Source organism: Legionella sp. km535, assembly GCF_003990085.1.
Taxonomy (GTDB): Bacteria; Pseudomonadota; Gammaproteobacteria; order Legionellales; family Legionellaceae; genus Legionella; species Legionella moravica.
In genome coordinates this window covers 48,162-71,749 of record NZ_RZGU01000017.1, presented here as the reverse complement: position 1 = coordinate 71,749, position 23,588 = coordinate 48,162, and the positions used below count along the sequence as shown (strand labels likewise).

The following is a 23,588-nucleotide window of genomic DNA, read 5'->3' as shown; positions in this document are numbered from 1 at the left end:
AGGATTTGCTGTCCTCAGCGAAGCCCTTTAATAAAAGGAAATTTCATTATGTATATAAAAAAATCTAAATCGATCGCTCTAGTTATTCTGTTTCTAGCAGCTCTTAGTGTGTCGTTCTATAGTGTTGCAGCAATGCCCTTAACTGACTCATCTCAGTATCAACCCCTAATAGTAACTGGACATTATGATGATGACATAAAGAGACGTCCCTTGTTGGGTCTTAGTACCGATGAAGGAGCTACATGGAGCTACCCTATGGATATTACCCATTCATCATTGCCTCAACCCTTTTATGAAGGCGAACTGGTTGCGTCAGCATGTAGTGATGCATTGTGCATTGCAATAGGAACTTATAGTGACAAAGTGACCAAGCGTCCTTTATTGGCGCTTAGTAGTGATTTGGGAATAACTTGGTCTTATCCTCAGGATATTAATTCCAAGTTACCTGATTCTTTTAAATTTGGATGGTTTACAGGAAGTCCTAATTGTAGTGGAACCACATGTGTCGCAGTAGGGGCTTATCTTTCCAATAAAAAATATCGACCGTTATTGGCGGTTACGCGAGACGCAGGAGTCACTTGGTCCTATCCGGAAGGAATTGTAGCCCCAGATTTTCCTGAAGAGGCAATGCTCTACGGTGCTTCCTGTGTTGGTACGACATGTATGGCTGTGGGATATCATTATCCGGGAACAACTTATCCACTATTAGCATTAAGTAAAGATGCGGGAGCCACATGGTCTTATGTTTCAGACTCTGCTTTACCCGCACCATTCTATAGAGAACACTTTAGCGGTGGTGTTAGTTGTAGTGAGGCATTGTGTATTATCTCAGGCGAGTATGATAATAGAAAAAAACCATGGCCTTTACTGGCGGTGAGTAAGGATAAAGGGGAAACATGGAGATATCCCTCAGAGATTACCAAGTCTGCCCTACCTCCTCATTTTATGAGAGGACAGCTGACTGGTGGCTCAAGTTGTAGTGGAACTCTCTGTATTGCTACTGGATACTTCAGTGATAAAACAGCAGAACGCCCGTTGTTAGCTTTTACTAACGATGCTGGAGAAACTTGGACATATCCTAACGATATTATCTCGAATTTACCTCCTTCACTCCTTTCGGGAAAATTTAATGACTCAAGTTGTAACGGAAATACTTGTGTTGCTGTTGGTCAGTATAGCGATCATGAAAGAACACGTCCTTTACTAGGGGTAACAACCGATGGAGGAGTAACTTGGACTTATCCGCCTGAAATTACATCTCCAGTATTACCCACCCCGTTTATAGAAGGGGGTCTCAATGGAGTCGATTGTAAAGGTGAGGTATGCCTTGCATCAGGTTGGTATTATTATATGGATAGGATAAGGGGAAATACTTATATGCCCTTATTAGCTATTAGCAATAACAAAGGTTTAACCTGGTCTTATTCATTTTCTGCTGTATCTAAAGATGTTTTACCTTATCCATTTTTTGGTGGTTCTTTTAAAGGGGTATTAAGTAGCAGCATCACCACATTGACTCCAAAATCATTAAAATCTCTTTTTGATATAGCTAAACGCCAAGCGATTCAAAAAAGCATCGTACACTGATTATATAATGCAAATCCCTCCAGTCTATATTCGGTAAAGCTAAGCAAGGAAACCCTTGATTAGCTTTACCGGTAGTGGGATGTTTCTGCAGATTGTTATGAGACTTAGTTAATCATCATTTTATTTCATCTGTGCACAGACTTATGAACAGATTTTATGGATAACTCTTTGGAATAAATTCTATACTTGAATAAAGAGATTTCTTAAAGAGTGACGCGATGTGTGGTCGATTTGCCTTTGTACCTAAATATGACACATTACACTATCAATTTCATGTGGGTGAGACCATAGAAATCACTCCTCGTTAAAATATTCCTCCAGGTTCCACCGTATTGTTTTTATGTTCCCCTGATGGGATGCAGATCAATGAATTGCATTTACGCTGGGGATTAATTCCTTTTTGGGCAAAAGATAAAAAAGAGGTGGGCATGCTGATTAATGCTCGCGCCGAAACTCTGTTTGAGAAACCCGCATTTTGCCAACCCATCAAATCCAAACGGGGAATCATGGTGATGAGTGGCTTTTATGAATGGCATTTAGAGCAGGGTATTAAACAACCCTACTATGTCACTTCCAAAAACCAGGAGTACCTTGCCATTGCAGCACTTTGGGATACCTGGCAATCTGGTGACGAGGTCATTCATTCCTGTTGCCTTATAACTACCGATGCGAATGAATTGATGAGGCCGATTCATCATCGAATGCCTGTCCTTCTTTCAAAAGAAGACCAAATGATTTGGATGAATAATCAGGAGTATAATCCTGGTCAATTAATCAGTATCATGCAGCCTTGTTCAGGAGATGATTTAATCTCCTATCGAGTCACTCGCGAAATGAATACTGCGGCGTTTGATTTACCCGATGCAATTCTACCTTTAGCATTTTGATCAAAAAAATAGTTTTCTAGTAGAATCGTCAACTTACCTTCCATTTGAAGACGCTCCTCGTTTAGGATAGATAACGTACCTTATCCATCACAAACAGGATATAATGGAGAAAAAATAAAAAAGGGAAGTCATGGAGTTATTGGATCGCCAAAATTCGAAAAATCAAAAGTTTGTGATAGATAAGATTTTTCATCCCCTAGATGTCCATTTTTTTGCCAATTCTTTGTCTGCTTAGTTATCTTATTATTTAATCGCATATAAGATACTCAAAATTAGAATCTAGATTCATTTTTAAGAAATCTGCAAATGAATCTGCAATTGAGAAATATGAATCTGGGTCATGCATATAAAAAATGATTTGTCCTTCTTTTCCAAATTGTGACGGATTAAAATCAATATATAAGTTTGAATAACATATCATGTTTTCGCCTAAATGAAGCCAGTCTCTACATGAAGCTAATGGGTTTATTTCACCTGAAAATATTTCTTCATCTTCAATCTCTTCTGGACTTAGACCATAAAGTTCAGCCCAAGAGCAATCAGATTTGGCATGTTCAAGCATTTTTTCAGTTGAACAAAAAGTAAATGGAAACTCACGATCTTCAAAAAATTCCAATCAAATTCGATTTTCGTTATAAACTCCATTAGTTCCATCTATTTTCTTTAATAGTTCTAGGAGCTCGTTAGGCACATTTGGATAAATTGATTTAAGGCGATTAATTTGATTTTGCGATGCTGGAGGAATTAATTTAAATTCTTTCAATCTATCTTCATTGTATATTTTTGATAATCCGTTTAGGTAATCGTCAACTAACTTACTCATAAATTTATTTCACTATTTCAGGGTGTATACCATCTTTGATGAAAGAGAATTTTATATCATTTTCATTTTGTTTATAAGTAATTTACTTATGGTGTTATAGAGTTTAGGAAAACCACCGTTTAAATGAACCGTTCGATCTATGTATAAAAATTGAAAGTATCTGAGTTTTATCGGTTTAAAAAATTGTTTCATGAATTTTTTGTTTAATTTTCTGAATGTAGTGCCATTTATTAAACTTATCAAAGTGCTTAATAAAGTACATTGGCCTCAATTTTCTTATCCAATAGAAAATTAATTTATTTATTGGTTACAACCTTGAGAGGTAAGGGGATATAAGGGTAGTATTAAGCTTCGTTGATAACAATAAGAAGCCCCAATCTGGGGCAATAGATGTATACATGAACTCATTTTTTGGTCTGAATAAATACAGTACTTATTTACCAAACAATAAGAGAGTCATACAAGAGACAGCAAACAATGTGGCTGATGAAACCAATGCAAATCTACTAAATTTTTGCATCATTTGAGTTAAGGAGTTAGCTTCAATTAATGAATCCGAAATTAATTTCTTCATAACTTGAATTGATTCTCTAGTAGATTCTTGCAGTAATCTGGATATAGCCTCTTTACTACTAGCTAATGCTACATTTAGAACCTTTTCAGCTTTTTCTTTTGCATCCTCATTCCACTGAGAGGAAATGACCTCCATTTCCTCTCGGAACAGTTTTAGCAAATCCTGTTGGGTTTTTCGATTTTCCTCAATCAGTTGTTCATTCATAGTCTGAAGTATGAGAATCGGATCGTCTTTACCCAAAAGTACACCATGTTTGACGGTGATGTCTTGAATGATTTTATCGAGTTTCTCTGACATTATATCACCTTAGCACTATCAAGCTGACCAAACAGTTGATCACGAACGATTTTTAATCGTTGGCGTGTCATAATACTTTTCTCTGGCGTACCCAGCACTTCATCGAAGGTCAGCTTTTGTTGAAGCATCTCGGTTAGATCCCGACCATAGGTTTCTTTTTTTAGATCGGGGATTTGAATTATGGCTGATATTTTGTCCTTGTTATCTCGATAGGCTTTCAGCTGTTCAAATGCTTTGCCTTCATGTTCAATGGCTCCCCAATAGGGATTGAGCCAGACGACAAACTGTGCTTCATTTTCAAACTGGTCAATTAGCTGTGCAAAACCATTAATAGTATCGAATAAAGCTTGGCCACCAGTGATGACCGTATGAATCACCATTTCATGACCTAGTTCTTTTAACAACGCGGGAACCTGGTTGCTGATTAAATAATGAGATAGCGGTACAAAAGAACTGGCACCGTTATCAATAACTACATCATTAGTTGTTAAGGCAATTTTTTCAATGAGGGCATCAAAAAGACGAGGGTTGATTTCATCACCGCTCATGACTTGAATATGATCGACGTTGAGGGCTTTAAAGCCATGAAAGGTTGAATTTATGGGGTCGGTGTCAATACACAGTGGGGTGTGGCCCTTGTGCAGCTTATATTGTGCAGTTGTTGCTGAAATAAATGATTTGCCGACACCGCCTTTTCCCTGCAGTGTGATATGTATTTTTGCCATTACAAGAGTTCCTCTAAGTTAGGTTTTGGATTAAAAGTAAAACCGCGAATTTCAGTTTTTGTCTTACTTTTAGCCTTTTCATCTTCCTTGGTGTTCTCCTGAAAAGATGGCTTTTTTTCTGCAGCAAGCAAACGTGCTACATAGCCACAAAAAGTTTTATATGAAAATGAGATTTTGCCTTCCTCAACTAGTGTTTCCCAGACAAGCTTTATAGACCAGCCGTCAGCTAGCGCTGAAGCAATATCAATTTTTAATGCAAGAAATGCGGCTTTATTTACAGATTTAGCAGAGGCCTTTCTTACCATTTGCTTTGCTGCGATTCGTTCGCTGAGGGAGTTTCCCATGTCATACCATCAACTTATTATTGTTCTCTTTCTGATGGTACAAACTATTTTGTTGCTGTGCAATTAGTTGAGTTATATTATTTCTTTTTGGCGTAATTAAACCTTCTCTAAAGCGCATAAATATGTAATTTATCGTAATTATTAGTAATTATTAGAAATTAATTTGGTTTCAAAACAAATGGCCTTGAAATTACATAAAATTACCTGATAGTATGTTATTAGATGAACTTAAAACGCAGGGCAAGATAGGTGAAGTTAGCTAACCAGCAAGCTGGCTACCAAACCTCACAAGTCTTATTCGCACCTTCGGTACTCAACGAAAACCCTATGTTTTAAGGTCAAATCAATACCCAAAGGATTGCATAACCACTTAATTAAGAGGTCGGCATCCTTATGGACGAGAAGCTTAAAACACCCACCAGAAAAAATGGTCGCCATCTTCGCGTACCTGTTTTGCCTTCCGAAGAAATTCAGATTAAATCAAATGCAGCTACAGCTGGGCTTTCAATTGCCGAGTATTTAAGAAGGATTAGTCTCGGTTATCAAATTCAAAGTAATGTTGATAAGGATCAGATATTGCAGTTAGCCAAGATTAATGGAGATTTAGGACGGCTTGGTGGACTGTTAAAACTATGGTTGACTCAGGATAAACGTGTCGCACACTTTGACCTCCAAACAATAAAAACATTGTTAGCTCGTATTCAAACTACTCAGGATGCGATGTTTGAAGTGGTAAAAAAACTATGATTATTCGCCATATTCCTATGAAGAAAACAAGGCTTAGTAGTTTCTCAGGTCTTGTTCAATACCTGTGTAATCAACAAAATAAACAGGAGCGAGTGGGCAAGGTCAGGTTATCAAACTGTAACAGTATCGATCCCATTTGGGCTGTTCAGGAGGTTTTGGCTACGCAAGCTAAAAACCAAAGAGCGACTGGAGATAAAACGTATCACATGCTTATTTCTTTTGCTCCAGGAGAAAACCCTTCGGCTCAAGTTTTACAGGAAATTGAAGATACTGTGGCATCATCGATTGGATTTAAAGAGCACCAAAGAATCTCCGTTGTTCATCATGATACAGACAATCTTCACATTCATGTTGCTATTAATAAAATACATCCTCAAACCTTTAATATGATTGAACCTTATAGAGCATATAAAACTTTTGCTGAGGTCGCATCCAAGTTGGAAATTGAATTAGGCCTTCAAATAACCAATCATCAAACCCGTAAAAACCATTCAGAAAATCTTGCTGACGATATGGAGCATCACTCAGGTATTGAAAGCTTAATTAATTGGATGAAACGCTATTGTAAAGAAAAAATCGAGGTTGCTGGTAGCTGGAAGGAGATTCATAGCATTTTAGCAGAACATGGGTTGATAATTCGAATTAAAGCCAATGGTTTTGTGTTCTGCAATGTCCAAGGGCTTACTGTTAAAGCAAGTTCAATTTCCAGAATTTTTGCTAAAAAAAATCTCGAATCCAAGCTAGGTTCATTCGTACCATCGCACCCAGAAGACGATGGAACTGCATCAAATGTTTATCATTATGAACCATTAAATAAAAAGGTACTTGGCACCAATCTCTATGCTAAATATCAGCATGAAAAATCACACAATAAAAGTTTCGTTTCAGACAAGCTTAAAAAGTTGCGTGAGGCCAGAACAAAACTTATTGAAAAGGCGAAAAAGCGAGGACGAATTAAACGAGTGGCTTTGAAGTTAATGAACCTTTCTAAAGTACAGAAAAAGTACCTCTATCAACATATAAACAAAACGCTGCTTAATGAGATTGAGAACATAAGAAAAAATTATGCAAAAGAACGTAGTCAGTTATTAGATTCTTATCAAAACAAAACCTGGGCTGACTGGCTGAAACAAAAAGCACAAGGCGGTGATCAAAATGCTTTAATGGCAATGCGGTATCGTAATCGTAAAAATAAACATGATTACACCATATCAGGATCAGGTCCTTCTTTTTCTTCCTCTTTAAATTTTGGACAAATCGACTCGGTTACTAAAGAAGGTACGGAGATTTATAAAAAAGATAACAGTGTTATTAGGGACAATGGAAAGGAAATTATCATTTCTAAAGGCGGGTCTATTCCTGCGCTTAAAAGAGCCTTGGAAATGGCAAGACAGCGCTATGGTGACTGTATTTGTGTGAATGGGTCTCCATTATTTAAAAAGATTATCTTGCAGATTGTTATTCAATATCAAATGCCAATCACTTTTGCTGATTTGGATTTGGAAAATCAACGTCAAAAACTAAATTTTGAACAGGAGAAATCCCATGATCAATCAAGAGCAAACCGACAAAGCTATCGAGGAAGAACTTCAGGAGGCCATGAGGCTGCTGGAACAGCCACTGGAAAGAGAGGGGATACTACAAAGTCCAACTCTTTCAGCATTAGACAAGGCTCGCCAGCCAAAGATCACGACAGCTTGCGAGACCTGTCCAAATGCGATCTGGTTCAGCTCTCCGGAGGAGGTGAAGTGCTATTGCCGGATAATGCACATGATCACCTGGAGCGGAAAGGATTCAAACTTGATAACCATGTGCGACGGAAAATTTCTCGATTAGAGAAGAAGGGGAAGGGTTATAAGAATTGAAATCCCTATTGAGAATTTGGTACCAGCAACTTCCTCTATTGCGACGATCATTTCCTGCATAAATAAGTATTCCTATTTTGCCGAGATGGTTAAAATATTCCCTCAGCGTTTTCCATGATGAGGGAATATTTATTGAAATTTCAGTGGGAACAAGTTCGGGAAAGCGCCTGCCATATTTCCCTACAATTTGAGCACAGGGAGGAACTTTACATTTAGCAGTATTTTGAAGCCAATCATCTACCTGTTTAATAGAGAAATAATTCCTGTTGTTTTTATTGTGAATGATGAAATTATAATAAATAGCTGATTGCCATATACGTTTATCGCAACCGAAAATCCAATCTCCGTCAGGGACATCTAGATTAAGATAATTCGGTAGTTCACCAGCTGAAAGCTGAAGATATTTGATATAAAAATTCCATGCAGGATGCTTTTCCGCTTCCTGTTCAAGCTGCTCCCCATATTTCTTAGTACGAATTATCTTTAACTCTTCAAGAGCCCTTTCTAGCACTGGCTTTGCTTCTTGCTCCTGTTTTAATTTCTTAATTTCTTTCTGCTTATACTCTTCTTCTATTTCCTGAACTTTTTCGCTCAATTGTTTTTCAAGTTCTACACTCTCAGAAGGCGCTCTGGCGTTATAAAGCCATTGAGCACGATTTGGATCGTTGATACAGAGCCAAAAAGTTTCCCAGTCCTTCACATCGTCCGGTGTAAGGTCAGAGAGATCAATTTCAATAGTAGATATATTAGCTGTTTTAATTTTCTCAATTTTTCGATCATCTACTTTATGACGATAAAATATCTCTATCATTAGTTTCTGGTTGTTTGCTATAGCGAGAATATCTGCTCGCATTTCATTAATCTCTTGCTCTTCTTGGACAGAGTCAAAGGAAATAGACTTTCCTTTCTCGACAAGAGTTTTTGATTTGAAGTGCATTTTTTCTTTCGAATCTAATATTGTTTTGTTGATGGTATATTCAGGGAGCTTAATTTGTTTTCGCTCCATTATAATCTGCTTCGCAGCCATATGGATGGCGCTTTCCAATCCTCCTTCACATTCAATGGTAGTGGCATGCTTAAAGTGGTGCTGATTTTTTGTGCCTTTGGCCGCGATTAGGGGAGAGCGACAAGACGGACAAATACAATTGCAACTCTTACCACTCTCAACATTAGCAATGTGAACAATGATGCTATTTTCATTTAATCCAAAAGGAAGTTTTATTTTTAAAGATTTCATTATGTCTCCTAATTTAACGAACTGGCTGACTAGAAATATCAAATTATGGAGATTTCTGGTTTTGCATAACCAAAATGGCCAGCAATACGCTTCAGTTTGATTGTTAGGACGACATCAATAGGTTGAAAATTTACATGACTTGAACCGTAGTATTTATTGGATACCGTAAGTTTTACTCCATCCGCTGTAGTTTCGAGTTTGGGGTTAAATTCATAAACAGGCTTATTAAAAATACTACGGGCATTTTCAGTAGGGGCAAAATTTTTAGGTAAAATTAAGTTTTCATTGATTTGTAGATATTCATTGGTGAGTGCTTCAGCAAGATGCACCCAAGAACCAAATGAATTGGCTACAAGCATTTTTCGAGCCGCCAGGAAGGTAAACATTTCCTCACCTAAAGTATAAGAGTCTGGTAGGTCTGACGGTAAATCGATAAGGCATTTCCGACGTTCTTCGATAAAAGCGGACGGAATTAGAACAAAAGTTTGTGCTTGCCCAATATTCTCTATGGGTGCGAGAGTATCTGACAACAAGGCTGCCTTTGATTTATAACCAAAAAATGCAGCAACAAGCTCATGAGCATGGCTTGATTTTAATTTAACGCCATAATTATTGGAAATAACACGGAGTTGATCTGCGCATAGTTTTGCAATGGACATTTATAGTTTCCTTATTAAATACGCTGGGCTTAATTTTGTTTTCATGAGTGTTTAAGGAAAACTGCCAGCAGTTAATAAAGATTAACTACAAAACAGGTTACGTTTTTTGAAAATCGTTTTTTGGCCACTCATAACCAGGGATGTCGACAAACCTGGCGGAAGTATACAATAAGAAATTTAGAAATTACAATATAAAGAGAGGAGTTGATACTGGCAACATTTGAACCTGTCAACTGCTGCCATATTCAATTGAATCTAAGCGATACGAACCACATTAGTCTTTTGCGTTAATTCCAAGCGGCTGTTTTGCTTAACAACACTATCAATTTTTGATTTTAGCTGCCGTTTTATTCCTTCGAGTCCAAGCTTACTGTTGTTAGCCAGATCATTAAAATCGCTAAACTGTCGAGGGTTTGATAACTGCTCTCCTGGAGCAAAGGTCGGTAGAATGATGAATCCATTAACTGAATCTGCTGCCTCTTTTCCTTTTTCTTTCCCAGGGTTAATACCCTTTGTTAACTCAAGGTGTTTGTCATCATCTGCAGCCACAATAATTGGAGTATTGGGATATTTATCATGTAGCGCTTTAGCGACTGGTTTGAGATTACCGGAATCAAAGGCAGAGACAACAACAGGTAGTCCGGTTGCATCTTTTATAGTTGCAGCTGTAGCATAACCTTCAGCAATAACAATGACAGGTGTTCCTGAAAGCTTTTCTAGGCCACCCAATACATGAAAACAGCCTTCCTTTTTTGAGTCTTTTGCAAAGCGCTTAGTTCCATCTTCGGAAATGTACTGAACAGTCCAAAGTGTTCCTTCGCAATCTGTTGCAGGAATACATGTTAGTTTTCTTTCTTCATCGGTATATAAGCCAGAATGAACTTCAATACCCTTGGTCTGCATATAAGGTGTGGGTTCTACAATCTCTGCCATCATGGATAATTTTTCTTGCAGTCTCAATGCTGTACTTTTTTGTTTAGCCTCAAGCTCACGTTGGCGAGTCTGTTGATGCTCAAGTGCCTCTGCTTTGAATGTTATCTTTTGTTCATCAGTTAAAATGTAACCCTTACATTTCCAATTAAGCTCCGTACCAGTTCGATTATTTTTAATATATCCAGCCGGAATACCATCTAAATGGGCTACATAAAATCCTGCCTTTTCACCGTTTTTATCACCCTCTGTAGCTATGCGATGAGGTTTACCATCCATAATTGGATGACCACCTGAAACAATAGCACCAAGACTCATCAATGCCGCCTTAAATTCATCTTCAGGTATAAGCGCTTTATCCTGAGTCAGTACTTGATTTTCAGGAAGCCAGGCTTTGATTTTCTCAATAGGAACACCAGGGTTTGCATACCAACATTTTTGAACTTTATCCCAGGCAATACCTGGTGTTCCATCAGGGAGTTTTCCTATTGTGGATTTAGCACTCTCTTTCTGTTTGAAGGGGATGCTTAACCAGACCTTTTCAGAAGTGATGTTTTCAGACGTCATAACGGCTACCTCTTTAAGTTTCTCATTTTTGATTTCAATAAGTTCTGATAGTTGAATGTCTTGGGTTTGCTCAAAAGCACACAGGTGACTAACAATTTTCTCTGCATCTGCAGATGCTCTGAATATTTCTAAAGGTTCATCTTCCAGAACTTGAATCCACGATTTGATATATGCCGTGTGCTGAGAAGGGTCATGGCCTATACCAAGCTCTGCACCTAAAAGCATACTTGCAATTTCTGCTCTCAATTCTTCTTTGGCGTAGGCATCTGAACCAAAGGGATGACCTAAATCTCTATCCAGTCTTGAAGGATGACCGCTCCAATGTCCAAGCTCATGCAGGGCAGTGGCATAATAGTTTGCTGCAGATTTAAATTGCTCTTTTGGTGGAAGATGAATGCTATCAGTCGATAATCTGTAAAATGCTCTGTCCGCTTCAGAATGAGTAATGGTGGCGCCAGAGTTGAGCAGTAGTTTTTCTGCTCTTTCAATTAAGGACCAATCCGGCTCTTTTGTAATGAGTTTGGGCATATTATCAATCTGTGAGGCATGAAATACTGTTGCATAAAACACCTTGGGTCGTTCAAGATTCACCTGCACTTTTAATGGATTACCTTGCTCATCAAGCACAGGTTTACCAGCATCATCTTGTTTGATTTGTTCTTCATGAAATTTCCAGTATTGAATCGTCGTGCCTTTTTCTCCCTTGCGTACTTGAGCATCCATGCTTTGTGCTTGTTTGTAGGTTAACCAGCGATTGTCATCACTCTGATTCAGCATTAAATAAAATGCATTAATCCCACGATAACGTTTGCCTGTTATTGGATTATAAGGAACTTGACCATTACCTGTGCCTGGTTCCCAGGGTTTTAGCCAGGGAGCTGCTCCTGCTTTCAGGCCTTCAATAATTTGATTGGCAACGACTTGATGGTAAGGCATTTTAGTCATAAATAGCCTCCATCGCGTCTTCTTCATTGAGTGCATCTTCAAAAAATGCACCCATGATGTCTGCTTCTATCGGACTGACCTCGACAAGAAAGCCAGGGATTACTAAATCCTCGAACTTTTCTGAAATCACATCCATTAACTCGGTTTCATGACTCATGTGGTTTGCTCCCGTTTATTAATTACCCATATGGGTGTGATCATTCCCTTGATTTGTCTTGTGTGAACAAGACCATAATATCGACCATCGAATGACCATTCGCTTTGACTGGTCATCGTCATGATTTCATCTTCTTGAAGTTGATAATTCATTACCTGCCATTGAGGTAAAGCGCGGTTCATCCCATCCTGTAATTTTGGTTTTGAATAAGGAATTAGCATTTGATTTACAAAAACTCCTTCATTTGTCACAGAGAGGATATCGCCAGATACAGCCACCACTTTTTTCATTAAATAGCCATATCCATTACAATAAAGACCATGGTCTATATAACTTCTGTTCTTGGCTAATCTGAAAGTTTGCCTATCATCTGGGCAAAAAATCACATAAGCATTTTTTAGCGGCTCTGCACCGGTGATGCGATATAAGCCTACAGGAATGGATTCAGTAAGATTTATCCTAAATCCCATAGAATGGAATAATGAGCCTGCAGCAATAGTACTTATCAAAACAACAGCGATGATGATGGACAGTTTTTTCATAACCGGATCACCTCGTCTTCACTTAAACGAACACGTAAAATATCTGAGTGAATAGGTGCCTCTACAGAGGCTCTAGCCATGAACACTGGATCTTTAAAATAAAGCGGCTGTTTACCATAAATTGCAGGAAAGCCCGCTGCATAAACAACCATGTCGCCTGCTTCAACAATTAAACCATTTGAATCCTTTTTAGGCCCAGGCATACGCAGACACTCATCAACGGTTAAAAGTGGTCTCGAAATTTCCTGAATGGTTTTTGATATTTGATTTAAGAACGTAGAAAAACGTTTACCGCTGGTGGTGATGTGTTCTTTAACAATCGTCGTTTGACCTGTCAGCTTGGAAAGATGTTCTGCCGTTTCAACTCGGTTGGGTGGGTAAGCATTTTGGATATGGCAATTAGAAGTAATGGTCTCATCAGGGCCATAGCCACGTTCACGGCTTTTAAGCTGATTAATGTCCTGGCAAATTAAGTAAAACTTTAAACCATAACCTGCAACAAAGGCTAATGACTCTTGTAGAATATCGAGTTTTCCAAGGCTTGGAAATTCATCAATCATGCAAAGCAGTCGATGTTTATACGTTTTTTTAGCGCTTACATAAGATAATCCTTTGTCATCGGATACACGCTCAAATTCCATTTTGTCAGCTAATAGTCTCACTATCATATTAATCATGACTCTAACCAGAGGTTGAAGCCTGGCCTTGTCATTAGGTTGAGTAACAATATAGAGGCTCACGGGATTTTCATGGTTCATCAAATCTCGAATACAAAAATCAGAGGCAGAGACGTTATGTGCTACCACTGGATCTCGGTATAACGCCAAATAAGATTTTAAAGTAGATAATACAGATCCTGCTTCTTCTTCGGGTCGGTCTATCATGTCACGTGCAGAGGCTGAAATAACAGGATGGGTTTTGCCCTCAATATGTGGGTATTGCGTCATTTCAATAAGCAGGTCGGCAATATTAATATTGGGATCCACCAGCATACGGTCAATATTGGGAAATGTGGCTGGTTCTCCCTGGTTGTTCAGTTTATAAATCGCATGCAGAATAAAACCAACCAAAAGGGCTTGAGAAGTTTTCTGCCAGTGCGTTTCCAATCCTTTACCATCGGGATCAACTACAAGTGTTGCCAAATTTTGTACGTCGCCGACCTCTGATTCAGTACCGACTCTGATTTCATTTAGTGGGTTCCAGCGTGCACTTCCTTTTAACGTTGCAGGCTCAAATCGAATGACTTTGTTGTTAGCATGTTTCTGCCGCCATCCAGCAGTCATTGCCCAAAGTTCGCCTTTTAAATCGGTAATGACGCAAGATTGTTTCCAGGATAGAAGGGAAGGGATCACTAGACCAACTCCTTTCCCTGAGCGTGTTGGTGCATAGGTTAAAACATGCTCAGGTCCATTGTGGCGCAAATAATGAATCTCACCTTTGTCATCTTCAAATGCCCCAACATAAACTCCTTCATCATGTCCAATGAGGCTCGCACTGTTTAAGTCTTCCCAATTAGCCCATCTGGCTGAACCATGGAGGTAATCACTCACATTGTTCTTTTTAAAATATTTGGAAGCCAACACGATCATCATTAAAAAGAGACAGTCAATCATGACAATCAGACCAAAGGCAGCATTGAAAGAATCTGGGTAATAAGATTGATATTTAATAGCCCAATTAAAAATCTGCCAAGGCATATAAATATGAGCGAATGAAGTCCCCAAGACATCAGCATAGTGAAATTGATGTGCGAAAAACTGCGTGCCAATTTGTATGCTGATTAAAAAAGAACAAATCACTAACCAGGTATGCGTTTTATTTGCCTTGCCAGGATTTTTGTCTCTGACTTGAGGGCCTATGGCTTTATTCAGTTTGTTTTGGCTCATTGGCTCTCTCCCGATGCCCTTTGGTTCACAAACTGACTGACTTCATCTGATGTATCAGTTCCTGAACTAAAGCTACCTCCAGGAGTACCCATAGACAGAATATTTTGTGTGTTGGATTCTTGCGATTCAGAAGCAGGTGAATCTACCTTGTTCTGAATTGCCTCAGCAATTTTCCCACCCGTTGTGTCAGCAATTTTTTCAGCAATGGCCTCTTTAACCGAGTTTGCTTTTTCACGAGCCACATCCATAGTACCTGATGCTAAATGGGAACCAAAAGAACCTGCAAATTTGGCAGCTGTTCCCATGGCTTCGGCTAAACCACCGGTTTTAGAGCCTTTATCCATCCCTGACACAAAACTTGTATCGCCAGAGTTGGTTGATTGGCTGGCTGCTTTAAATGCCGCATTGAGTGCGGATAATCCACCACCGCTTTGGGCAAGTACACTACCTGCAGCCCCCGCCATGGCAGCCCCAGCTATTCCAGCAGCTCCCATAGCACCACCCAGACCGAGCCCACCGCCACCACCAGAACCACCTCCTGATACAATGCCTGCTAAAGCAGGTGGAATTTTATCAATAAGAACCAGTAACAGTACGGCAACTACCAGCATGACAAACATTTCTTTAAGCATGATGTTTTCAGACATTGCAGCGTAATATTGATCTACAAAGGATTTGCCAATACCAATAATTAAAATCATGGCAAAAGCTTGTAATGCAATCCCCAACACAGTTTTGTAGTAGTTAATTGCAATGTCCTGAGTCCAACGGCCACCGCCAAACCCTAATAAAACAATGCCACCATAAGTTAAAATCCATGCGGTGATTAAGATAATGAGCATATTGATACTGACTAAAGCCAATATAATCAGAATAACCCCTGCAACGAGTAATCCTACTGTAGTTGCTGCAGGAGACCAGATGGATGAGCTGTCTATGGCTTTTGAAACAATATCAAACCCAACATCCACAATATCAGAAGGAGAGACATGCTCATTAATCCCAGAAGCTTTGGCTGCAAGTTGCCGCATGGAGTCTATTATCGCTTTTGCAATTGCAGGTCCATTGTCTAAAATCCAATAGAAAAAACCGACAACCACAAAAAACCGTACTGTTTCGCTCAAGAATTCTTGAATGTCTGCTCTTCGCAATGCCATCAAGCCGTAAGTCCACACCATACTGATTGAGGCCAAAGACCAGAACAAATATCTTGCGTAACTCAACATGGTTTTGCTCCATAGCGCGGATGTGCTGGCAAACCGTTGTAAAATATTATCCAGTAAGTCACGACTATCCATGCCATGCCCCTGAGCATGGCAACAAGCAGAAAACCCAAGTAAACAGAAAAGGATAAAGTAAGGAGCTATTTTTTTATTCATACCATCACCACTTCTTGCCAGAGCTTTTGGAATAGCTACCACCACGGAAACACGCATCACCAATCGCTTGGAGTTCTTCTTTAGTTCGACCCTCTCTTGAACTGCCGCATGTTAGAGAAGCCAAATGTTCAGCCTTTTTTTGAGCTGTAGTTTCAGCACTGTCGCAACCTGACAGCACACAAGTAAGAACCAAAATTGATAAACATATAACTTTCATTTTCCTCTCCTTTTTATGATGGATTACCATTTTTTCCCTGAGCTTTTATGGTATGCCCCTGATCTGAAATGCTCATCTCCTGCAGTCTGTATTGCTTCTTTGTTGGCATTCGCCGCATCTTTGACTGCCTGGGCATTCTGTTGCGCCAATAACACGCCTCTGATTTGAAGTAATTGATGGGATTGATTACTTGCTAATTGAGAAGCGGCTTGAAGAGCCTGTTTTTGGCCTGCAGCACTTTGTGCTTGAGATTGCAACGTACGCAGCTTTGCAGAATCATTTTTTAAGCTCTGTTGTTGTTTATCAATCCCTTTGAGCATGGCATCATTGGAGCGTTTTTCAGCAACAGAAGCCGCTAATCTGCTTTGTTTGATTTTTCTAAGTTCTTCAGCAGAACATTGACCCGTGCCATTAAAACACGGGGTCTTTTGGTAGTATTCCTGACTTTGGAATCGGTCAAGATACCCTTGGAGGCTGCCAGCTTCCTGCTTGTAGTAATCAATGGTATCAGTCGACTCAAGCAAATTATTAATAACCGAGTTGGCATTATCCCATTCAAAGGAAGTCAGTGATTTGGTGTTGTCTAACATGTTTTGATATTGATCCATCTGATTTTTGTATTGATCGACTTGCGTTTTATACTCGCTAAGCTGAGTTGCAATCATTTTTCCATTTTGAATCCAGTTCGCAATGTCAAACACAGGCGCACCACCCGCGAATATTGGTAAAGCAAAGCAATAAATAATCATGGATTTAAATTTCATAATGCTCTCCTTCATTGATAAGCAAATTGCTTATATGGTTGTTTAAACGTTAAATCTTTCACTACGATGATATTGAAACGATAACCTGGACGGACATTGATAGTCGGAGACACATTTAGGTTTTTTGAAACCAGTTGTGAAGTAACCTCGCCCAACTGTTGTCCTAGAGCCTGACTCATGACACTGCCAGCTGTGGGCTGGGCGTAACCCAATTGGTTAGATTGATTTGTATTTTGGCTATAAGTAATACCCGCAATAATGCCTGACATTAAAAGCGCTGAACCATAAATTCGCGCATAATGGTGATCTACCTGATCGCGAAAACCACCATATCCAGCACTATCAGCACCGGGCATAGAGCCGATATCCAGAGCTTTACTGTCTGGAAACACCAGACGTTGCCACGCCACTAATACGGAAGACTGACCAAAAGGGACATCACTGGAATAAAGCCCCAATATCTTGGTGCCTTGGGGTATTAAAAGATATTTTCCGGTAGCGGTGTCATATACGTTTTGTGATACTTGAGCGATGATTTGACCTGGTAATTCTGATGAAATACCGCTAATCATTACCCCTGGAATCACGCTGCCAGCTCTTAGTTCGTATCGACTGTTTGGATTTTGCAACGTTGAATTTAAATGCCAGCGCATTTCATTTTCTTCCCCACCTAATGTTTGTGGCATAGGTTTGGCCTGTCTTCCTTGTAATAATGCGAGCTGCTCTTTAAATGCTGATGAAGGGTCGATGTTTAATGTCATCTCATTGCTATTCATGGAAGTTTTAGTAGTGTCGCGATTATTCAATCGTGGGTTATCTACCATTACGGATGACTTAGCTTTGACAGCCTCTTCAAATTCTTGAGTTTTTTCCTGACGAATACGCTCGATTTCAGCTTCAGATACCTCTTGTGTCAGAGTATCTTCTTTTTGTGGAAGTTGCTCAGGAATGGGCAAAGGGGTTGTTTCACTGTTAGCTATAGTGACACTCTGGGGCGGAATTACTGCTGATTTATGGTTTCCTACCACGTCATTAGCAAGACTCATGGTATTTTTCTTTGAGTTTTTAACCTTCACTATTTCTGGTGGCTGGTTTTGCGCATTAGCTCGTTTATTGGCAACCAATGCGATGAGAACCACAAAAAGAGTTAAAATACCAATTGCAATCATGAGTGGCACATTATTTACTCGTTTTACACCTGTGGTTTCAAGCTTTTGCGGTGAATTGTCTGGTGACAAATAATCATTATTTCGATTCATTGTTCTTACTCCTTATGAGTCCATGCGCTGACAGGAATGATATTTTCATTGTTTTTTGCATACAGACGGCTCAATGTTTGTATTCCTACAAAAAGGCTTACTCGATAACTTTGAGGTTTAAGCTCATCAAGAACGTAGAAAAAATTAGCTTTATTCTTAGGGCATTGATTTTCATTGATGCCATAGCCCTTTTTTCTCAAATTTTGAATAAGACTTAAGCCAAAGCCATCGTTGACTGCCTGACCAATACAAAATGTATTTTGAGCAGGGGGATAGACTCGGGTTAATTGAGTGGCTGCATCTGTCGCCAAATAAGCATCTTTACCCTGAGGCATTTGGGTGAAATTGCCATAACGCATGCTGGCACAGCTTGATAACAAGACGGCAGCCAATAAAACACTTAGTTCTTTCATCTTCAGCACCTTGTAATCGTAATTTTTTCTTGAGAGGAACCGCTACCGATAACCAATATGGCTTTATCAAAAACACCATCCACGATGTAACGACAACCCTGGAGGCGATAATTGACCATGACGGACTCTGATTTTTTAAATAGCCCTCGACTTCTTAAAACGAGCAGCGCAGGCGCTTCACTTTGAGCCATGGTTTTTGGCATCTCAATAATCGTTTTGACGCCATTGTTATATACTCTAACAGGCTTAAATCGGGCATTGCCTTGAATGCGATAATTGAAGTTAAGATCACCTAGATATTCATTGGTTTCTGGTAAGGTATCTACTTTTCGTCTTTCAGCCTGGATGCGTTGTAGTAACTGCCATTTGGCTTTTGCCTCATCAGGATAAGTAAATGAAATGTAAGGCATAAATTCGGTTCTATCTGACTTTAATCTAAAGTGATACGTTCTTCTGTCTGTAGTGACTACCAAAGAAGAATCAAGGCCTACATCTTTAGGTTTTATGAGCAGATGGATTTGTTGCATAGCCCCAGATCCCGTGATGGATGGTTCAACGACAAAGCGTGGGTCACCAACGTTCATGTCGTTAAACTGCTCTCCTGGTTGGAGGGCAATATCACACACTTGTAAAGGCGCACAAACTACCCTGATTTGACCTGATCCATAAATAAAACTGACTGAACCATCGCTTGATGCAAAGGGTATACTTGTTTTTTCTCCTTTTTGTGTACGCTCTGCAATATCTAAACCTTGTTTTTCCTGACTCGATAGCTTGGGTACAGTATCCGAAAAATAATGCTCGGCCAGAATAGTGTTATCTAATGCAAAACTTGTGAGCGGTGTTAATAAAAAAAATAGCTGCATTATTCTTTTCATTGTTGTTCTCCATGCTTTAATTCGTATGACCAGTTAAAATCACGCACATAAATCAGGTGGGGATTTTTCAAAATGGACTCACTGGTGGCATCCTTGATTTCATTCTCCTGATACATCGTAATCATCGCTTTCATCATGCGAGGCTTTTCTTTAAGCGACCCATCACGATTTCTCACCGTTTCAATCCAGTCGACTTGCCAGGTCTCATCCGACTCTTGAAGTACTGAGCGAATGTCTATGCTCACAATCTCAAAGGCAGCTCTTTCAAAGGGATTGGATTGCTGTTTGTCACTGTAGAACTCTTGAATCTTAGCTAAAGCTGCATCATTGACATTTAAATAGGAATACACTTGAAAAACTGCCTTCTTTTGCAGTTCCGTATCAAGGCTTACCATGCGAACGTTTTCAATAAAATGGGCAGCTGCAGCACGATAATCGTCAATGCTTGCGTCACCAACCTTATCAGCACGGGTAACTGATAAGGTATTGCCATTGGCATCTTGTTGAAACACCAAAGGGATAAATTTGGATTGGCTACCTATCGCAATGAGTCCACCAACTGCTGCCAATGCGATTAACAGGCTACCTAATCCTACCAATTGCCAAACTTGTAGTGATTTCATAAGTCCTGCCGTATGAACATTCCATGCTCGTCTGGCGTTGAAGTAGGGGTTATTTGTTACACTTTTTTTCATGCTGCTTCTCCGTAATGATTCATGCGAATACCTTTCTCTGAAAGCCATTGAGAGACCCACTCATCTTCATACTTCGACTCTAATTGCTTCATACGCGCAATCGAATCAGGATCTGTTGCACCTACAAACGCCAAGGCATAAGGGCCTAACGCCAATTGATAAAGGCGCTGCCCTTTTTCACTGACATAGTAGTAATCACGCTTGGGTTGAGCAGATGCTATGATGTCTATCTGGCGTGGATTTAAGCCCATGCGCTCATAAATAAGTCGGGTCTCAGGATCTCTTGCATACAGATTGGGTAAAAAGATTTTGGTGGCGGTTGATTCAACAATAATATCTAAGATTCCAGAGTTGGCGGCATGAGATAAATGTTGCGTTGCCATAAACACCACACAGTTTTTCTTAGCCATGGAATCAAGCCATTCAGCAATCTTGTTTTTAAACACAGGATGCGCCAGCATTAACCAGGCTTCATCAAGCAAGATTAGAGTGGGACGACCATCTAATGAAGTTTCAATACGCCTAAAGAGATAAAGTAAAACAGGCAATGCAAATTTTTCACCTAAACCCATTAAATGCTCGATTTCAAAGGTCATAAAGGAAGACAAACCAAGCCCATCACTTTCTGCATCCAATAAATGCCCCATTAACCCATCTATGGTGTACTGCTTTAACGTTTCTCTAATGGGTTCATCCTGAATCGTCATGACAAATTCAGATAAGGTTTTAGAGCCACTTTGGTGCATGCTTAGAATTGCATGGCCGATTTCATTGCGCTGAGCTGGTGTGGTATTCAAACCATTCAAAGCTAGAATCGTATCAATCCACTCCATAGCCCAAGCCCGATCTGCTTTAGTTTCTAAAAACTGCAAAGGCGCAAAGGCAAGGCGTGAATCTTTACCTGCGATGGTGAAATGCTCCCCACCTGTTGCTTTACAGGTTGGATACATAGACATACCTTTATCAAAAGAATAAATACGTGCATCTTTATATCGACGCCAGGATAATGCTAATAAACCAAGATGGGTTGATTTACCAGAGCGTGTGGGACCAAACATAATGCCATGGCCTAAGTCTCTGACATGAAGATTCAGACGAAATGGCGCATTACCGCTAGTGACACAGTGCAGCAAAGGCGGTGATTGAGGGGGAAACAGTGGGCAAGGCGCTTTATTTTCACCAGTCCAAATGCTGGATGTTGGCAACAAGTCCGCCAGATTCATGGTATTCATTAGAGGTCGTCTGATGTTTTCAACACCATGGCCCGGTAGGCTGCCCATGTAGGCATCCATGGTATTAATGGTTTCTGTCCGGGCGCTAAAGCCTAACGCATTGATATTCTTTTCGATAAATAGCGCGGCTTTCTCTACGCTTGTTCTATCCTCATCCATTAATACAACTACAGATGTATAGTAGCCTTGACCCACCATTCCTGAATTTGTTTCGGCAATGGCTGCTTGCGCGTCATTAACCATACTTAGCGCATCTTCATCAACGATCCCGGAGCTGGTATTAAACATTTGGTCAAAAAAGCCTCTGACCTTTTGTTTCCATTTTTTACGGAACTTGGTGAAATGAGCTACAGCTTCATGCGGATCCATGAATATGAAGCGGGAGTTCCAGCGGTACTCCACAGGCAGTTGGGTCAACAGCGTTAAAATACCTGGGTAAGACTCCATGGGGAATCCTTCAATAGCAACACACTGAATGAACTTTCGGCCAATTTTAGGTGTAATACCTGGAATTAATTCCTGACCGCCTATTAAAGCATCCAGATAAATTGGATTTTTAGGCAGATTTACAGGGTGGTTAATCCCTGTGACACAATATTGAATGTGTCTTAAAAAGTTATCCTGAGTGACTTTATTGTTTTCATTGATGAGTATTTCTGAGCCTAACCTTTCGAGGTGAAGCGCAGCGCTCGTACGAGATTCAAAGTTTCTGCATGATTGCTTGAATGTTTCAATTAATTGATGGGTTTTTTCTTTGTGGTTTAATTTCTCCCCTGAATCATCAAACATCAATTCAACAAAACGCTTTTGAGCCAATACAGGTGGATACCAGGTTAGTGTGATAACAAAATAGCCTTCATACAAAGCACCAATACTTTCAAAGTATTGCCTTCTTTCTTCGTCAACAGCCTTCGAAACATGATCGGGAAAGTATGAAGCACTGCACTCACTGTAACTAGGAGCAGCACGTCTAATGGCATCTACATGAATCATCCAGCCATTACCCATAGAGGACATTGCCTGATTGATTCGAAAAGCCATCATTTCACGCGCTTCATCGGTAGTATTGGCTATATCTTCACCTTGATAAAGCCAGGCTGCCATAAACGAGCCATTTTTACCGATAATCACGCCATCATCGACAACTGCAGCATAATTCAGTAAATCAACCAATCCTGCTGTACGACTTCGATGTTTTTTGACATGGTGTTTACGACTTTTAATTTGAGCTGCGCTAAACAAAATACTTAATAGCAATAGCCCCGTAATACTGATTAAAAAGGTAATGAACTCAATCATAAATAACCCCCTTTATTATTACGAAAAGGGGTTGAACGAGCTGGGTAATATGCCTGATAGCCTCTTTGCCTTAGATAAACAGCTCTCATATAAGGATCAGCCTTTGCCATAAGCCTTAGACCTTTTAAAGATAAAAACCAAAGGGCAAAACCAAAAATAGCGGCAAGCCAATCCTGAGCTGCGAATACTAAAATTGCTGAGAGTAAACCTGAGAACATAACCAGCTCGCGGTCACCACCCATAAAAAGACTTGGGCGGTTACCACATCTGCGTATAGGAATGGTGCGAAGACTCATGGCTGTGTCTCCATAGCTATTTTTGAGACTAAAGGTTTAGCAATTTCGGCTCCTTTGCCTGTAATTGCTGTCATGGTATTTTGTGCTGCAACCAAGAATGAAAGCACCAGTACAATAAAGAGAAGGGTTCGCAAAAAGCCATTCATTTCACCACCAAAAATCAGCGTGGCTCCCGCGCCAACCAAACCAATTATTGCTGCGGTAAATGCAAATGGGCCTGTTATGGATTTTTGTATTTTGGTCAGATACGAGTCAAAAGGTAATCCTCCACCTGCACTAGATGCACATGCAGGGTGTGTTATTAACAGAAGCAATAAAACAATCGCTCCCATCATCCATAGACTTCGATAATTTATATTAACTGCTTGGTTCATACCTATTCTC

The 23,588-nt window shown here is 39.8% G+C and carries 25 protein-coding genes; 4 read left to right on the top strand and 21 right to left on the bottom strand.

What is annotated here, in order from left to right:
- The first annotated feature begins 48 nt into the window (after positions 1-48).
- Both ELY21_RS11030 and ELY21_RS11025 read left to right on the top strand, forming a co-directional pair.
- Positions 49-1,587: a sialidase family protein gene (locus tag ELY21_RS11030; protein WP_127109488.1), complete on the top strand. Its 1,539-nt coding sequence runs from the start codon at positions 49-51 to the stop codon at positions 1,585-1,587.
- 311 nt (positions 1,588-1,898) lie between these two features.
- Positions 1,899-2,474, top strand: a complete 576-nt coding sequence (locus ELY21_RS11025) for an SOS response-associated peptidase (protein ID WP_370272611.1) — start codon at positions 1,899-1,901, stop codon at positions 2,472-2,474.
- A gap of 247 nt (positions 2,475-2,721) precedes the next feature.
- Here ELY21_RS11025 and ELY21_RS11015 read toward each other — a convergent pair whose 3' ends face one another.
- From ELY21_RS11015 to ELY21_RS10995, 5 genes are all read right to left on the bottom strand, one after another.
- A complete protein-coding gene (locus ELY21_RS11015; RefSeq protein WP_127109486.1) occupies positions 2,722-3,090 on the bottom strand; it encodes an SMI1/KNR4 family protein in 369 nt (122 codons plus the stop codon).
- Positions 3,091-3,297, bottom strand: a complete 207-nt coding sequence (locus ELY21_RS11010) for a hypothetical protein (RefSeq protein WP_127109484.1) — start codon at positions 3,295-3,297, stop codon at positions 3,091-3,093.
- Between the two features lie 433 nt (positions 3,298-3,730).
- Positions 3,731-4,168: a conjugal transfer protein TraM gene (locus ELY21_RS11005; RefSeq protein WP_127109482.1), complete on the bottom strand. Its 438-nt coding sequence runs from the start codon at positions 4,166-4,168 to the stop codon at positions 3,731-3,733.
- Positions 4,168-4,893: an ArsA-related P-loop ATPase gene (locus ELY21_RS11000; RefSeq protein ID WP_127109480.1), complete on the bottom strand. Its 726-nt coding sequence runs from the start codon at positions 4,891-4,893 to the stop codon at positions 4,168-4,170. Before ELY21_RS11000 ends, ELY21_RS11005 begins: the two co-directional genes overlap by 1 nt.
- Positions 4,893-5,237 (bottom strand): TraK family protein, encoded by a 345-nt coding sequence (locus ELY21_RS10995; protein ID WP_127109478.1) that lies wholly within the window; start codon positions 5,235-5,237, stop codon positions 4,893-4,895. The genes ELY21_RS11000 and ELY21_RS10995 overlap by 1 nt, the downstream gene beginning before the upstream one ends.
- 393 nt (positions 5,238-5,630) lie before the next feature.
- Here ELY21_RS10995 and traJ point away from each other — a divergent pair, with 393 nt between their 5' ends.
- Both traJ and traI read left to right on the top strand, forming a co-directional pair.
- Positions 5,631-5,984, top strand: coding sequence for a conjugal transfer transcriptional regulator TraJ (traJ, locus tag ELY21_RS10990; protein WP_127109476.1), 354 nt, complete (start codon positions 5,631-5,633; stop codon positions 5,982-5,984).
- Entirely contained in the window at positions 5,981-7,849 is a 1,869-nt protein-coding gene (gene traI / locus ELY21_RS10985) for a TraI/MobA(P) family conjugative relaxase (protein WP_127109474.1), read from the top strand. The genes traJ and traI overlap by 4 nt, the downstream gene beginning before the upstream one ends.
- Here the strand turns inward: traI and ELY21_RS10980 are convergent.
- From ELY21_RS10980 to ELY21_RS10910, 16 genes are all read right to left on the bottom strand, one after another.
- Complete coding sequence (locus ELY21_RS10980) at positions 7,779-9,086, bottom strand: competence protein CoiA family protein (protein WP_127109472.1); 1,308 nt, start codon at positions 9,084-9,086, stop codon at positions 7,779-7,781. The genes traI and ELY21_RS10980 overlap by 71 nt on opposite strands.
- Positions 9,087-9,124: 38 nt before the next feature.
- Complete coding sequence (locus ELY21_RS10975; protein WP_127109470.1) at positions 9,125-9,745, bottom strand: hypothetical protein; 621 nt, start codon at positions 9,743-9,745, stop codon at positions 9,125-9,127.
- 255 nt (positions 9,746-10,000) lie between these two features.
- Positions 10,001-12,187: a zincin-like metallopeptidase domain-containing protein gene (locus ELY21_RS10970; RefSeq protein ID WP_127109468.1), complete on the bottom strand. Its 2,187-nt coding sequence runs from the start codon at positions 12,185-12,187 to the stop codon at positions 10,001-10,003.
- Positions 12,180-12,344 (bottom strand): hypothetical protein, encoded by a 165-nt coding sequence (locus ELY21_RS15730; RefSeq protein ID WP_019349995.1) that lies wholly within the window; start codon positions 12,342-12,344, stop codon positions 12,180-12,182. The genes ELY21_RS10970 and ELY21_RS15730 overlap by 8 nt, the downstream gene beginning before the upstream one ends.
- Positions 12,341-12,886, bottom strand: a complete 546-nt coding sequence (traF, locus tag ELY21_RS10965; RefSeq protein WP_127109466.1) for a conjugative transfer signal peptidase TraF — start codon at positions 12,884-12,886, stop codon at positions 12,341-12,343. Before traF ends, ELY21_RS15730 begins: the two co-directional genes overlap by 4 nt.
- A complete protein-coding gene (locus ELY21_RS10960) occupies positions 12,883-14,772 on the bottom strand; it encodes a type IV secretory system conjugative DNA transfer family protein (protein WP_127109464.1) in 1,890 nt (629 codons plus the stop codon). Before ELY21_RS10960 ends, traF begins: the two co-directional genes overlap by 4 nt.
- A complete protein-coding gene (gene trbL / locus ELY21_RS10955; RefSeq protein ID WP_127109462.1) occupies positions 14,769-16,151 on the bottom strand; it encodes a P-type conjugative transfer protein TrbL in 1,383 nt (460 codons plus the stop codon). Before trbL ends, ELY21_RS10960 begins: the two co-directional genes overlap by 4 nt.
- Positions 16,152-16,155: 4 nt before the next feature.
- Positions 16,156-16,368, bottom strand: a complete 213-nt coding sequence (locus ELY21_RS10950; RefSeq protein ID WP_112220434.1) for a hypothetical protein — start codon at positions 16,366-16,368, stop codon at positions 16,156-16,158.
- A gap of 23 nt (positions 16,369-16,391) precedes the next feature.
- The gene (trbJ, locus tag ELY21_RS10945; RefSeq protein WP_112220351.1) at positions 16,392-17,132 is read right to left on the bottom strand and encodes a P-type conjugative transfer protein TrbJ; all 741 of its coding nucleotides are present in this window, start codon (positions 17,130-17,132) and stop codon (positions 16,392-16,394) included.
- Positions 17,133-17,143: 11 nt separating this feature from the next.
- The gene (locus ELY21_RS10940; RefSeq protein ID WP_127109460.1) at positions 17,144-18,391 is read right to left on the bottom strand and encodes a TrbI/VirB10 family protein; all 1,248 of its coding nucleotides are present in this window, start codon (positions 18,389-18,391) and stop codon (positions 17,144-17,146) included.
- A gap of 5 nt (positions 18,392-18,396) precedes the next feature.
- Positions 18,397-18,804: a conjugal transfer protein TrbH gene (locus ELY21_RS10935; RefSeq protein WP_112220353.1), complete on the bottom strand. Its 408-nt coding sequence runs from the start codon at positions 18,802-18,804 to the stop codon at positions 18,397-18,399.
- 2 nt (positions 18,805-18,806) lie between these two features.
- A complete protein-coding gene (gene trbG, locus ELY21_RS10930; RefSeq protein WP_127109458.1) occupies positions 18,807-19,682 on the bottom strand; it encodes a P-type conjugative transfer protein TrbG in 876 nt (291 codons plus the stop codon).
- On the bottom strand, positions 19,679-20,377 hold the full coding sequence (locus ELY21_RS10925) for a conjugal transfer protein TrbF (RefSeq protein WP_127109456.1): 699 nt from the start codon (positions 20,375-20,377) through the stop codon (positions 19,679-19,681). The genes trbG and ELY21_RS10925 overlap by 4 nt, the downstream gene beginning before the upstream one ends.
- Entirely contained in the window at positions 20,374-22,908 is a 2,535-nt protein-coding gene (locus ELY21_RS10920; RefSeq protein ID WP_127109454.1) for a conjugal transfer protein TrbE, read from the bottom strand. Before ELY21_RS10920 ends, ELY21_RS10925 begins: the two co-directional genes overlap by 4 nt.
- On the bottom strand, positions 22,905-23,204 hold the full coding sequence (locus ELY21_RS10915; protein WP_038839093.1) for a conjugal transfer protein TrbD: 300 nt from the start codon (positions 23,202-23,204) through the stop codon (positions 22,905-22,907). The genes ELY21_RS10920 and ELY21_RS10915 overlap by 4 nt, the downstream gene beginning before the upstream one ends.
- Positions 23,201-23,578 (bottom strand): TrbC/VirB2 family protein, encoded by a 378-nt coding sequence (locus ELY21_RS10910; RefSeq protein ID WP_127109452.1) that lies wholly within the window; start codon positions 23,576-23,578, stop codon positions 23,201-23,203. The genes ELY21_RS10915 and ELY21_RS10910 overlap by 4 nt, the downstream gene beginning before the upstream one ends.
- Positions 23,579-23,588: the final 10 nt, after the last annotated feature.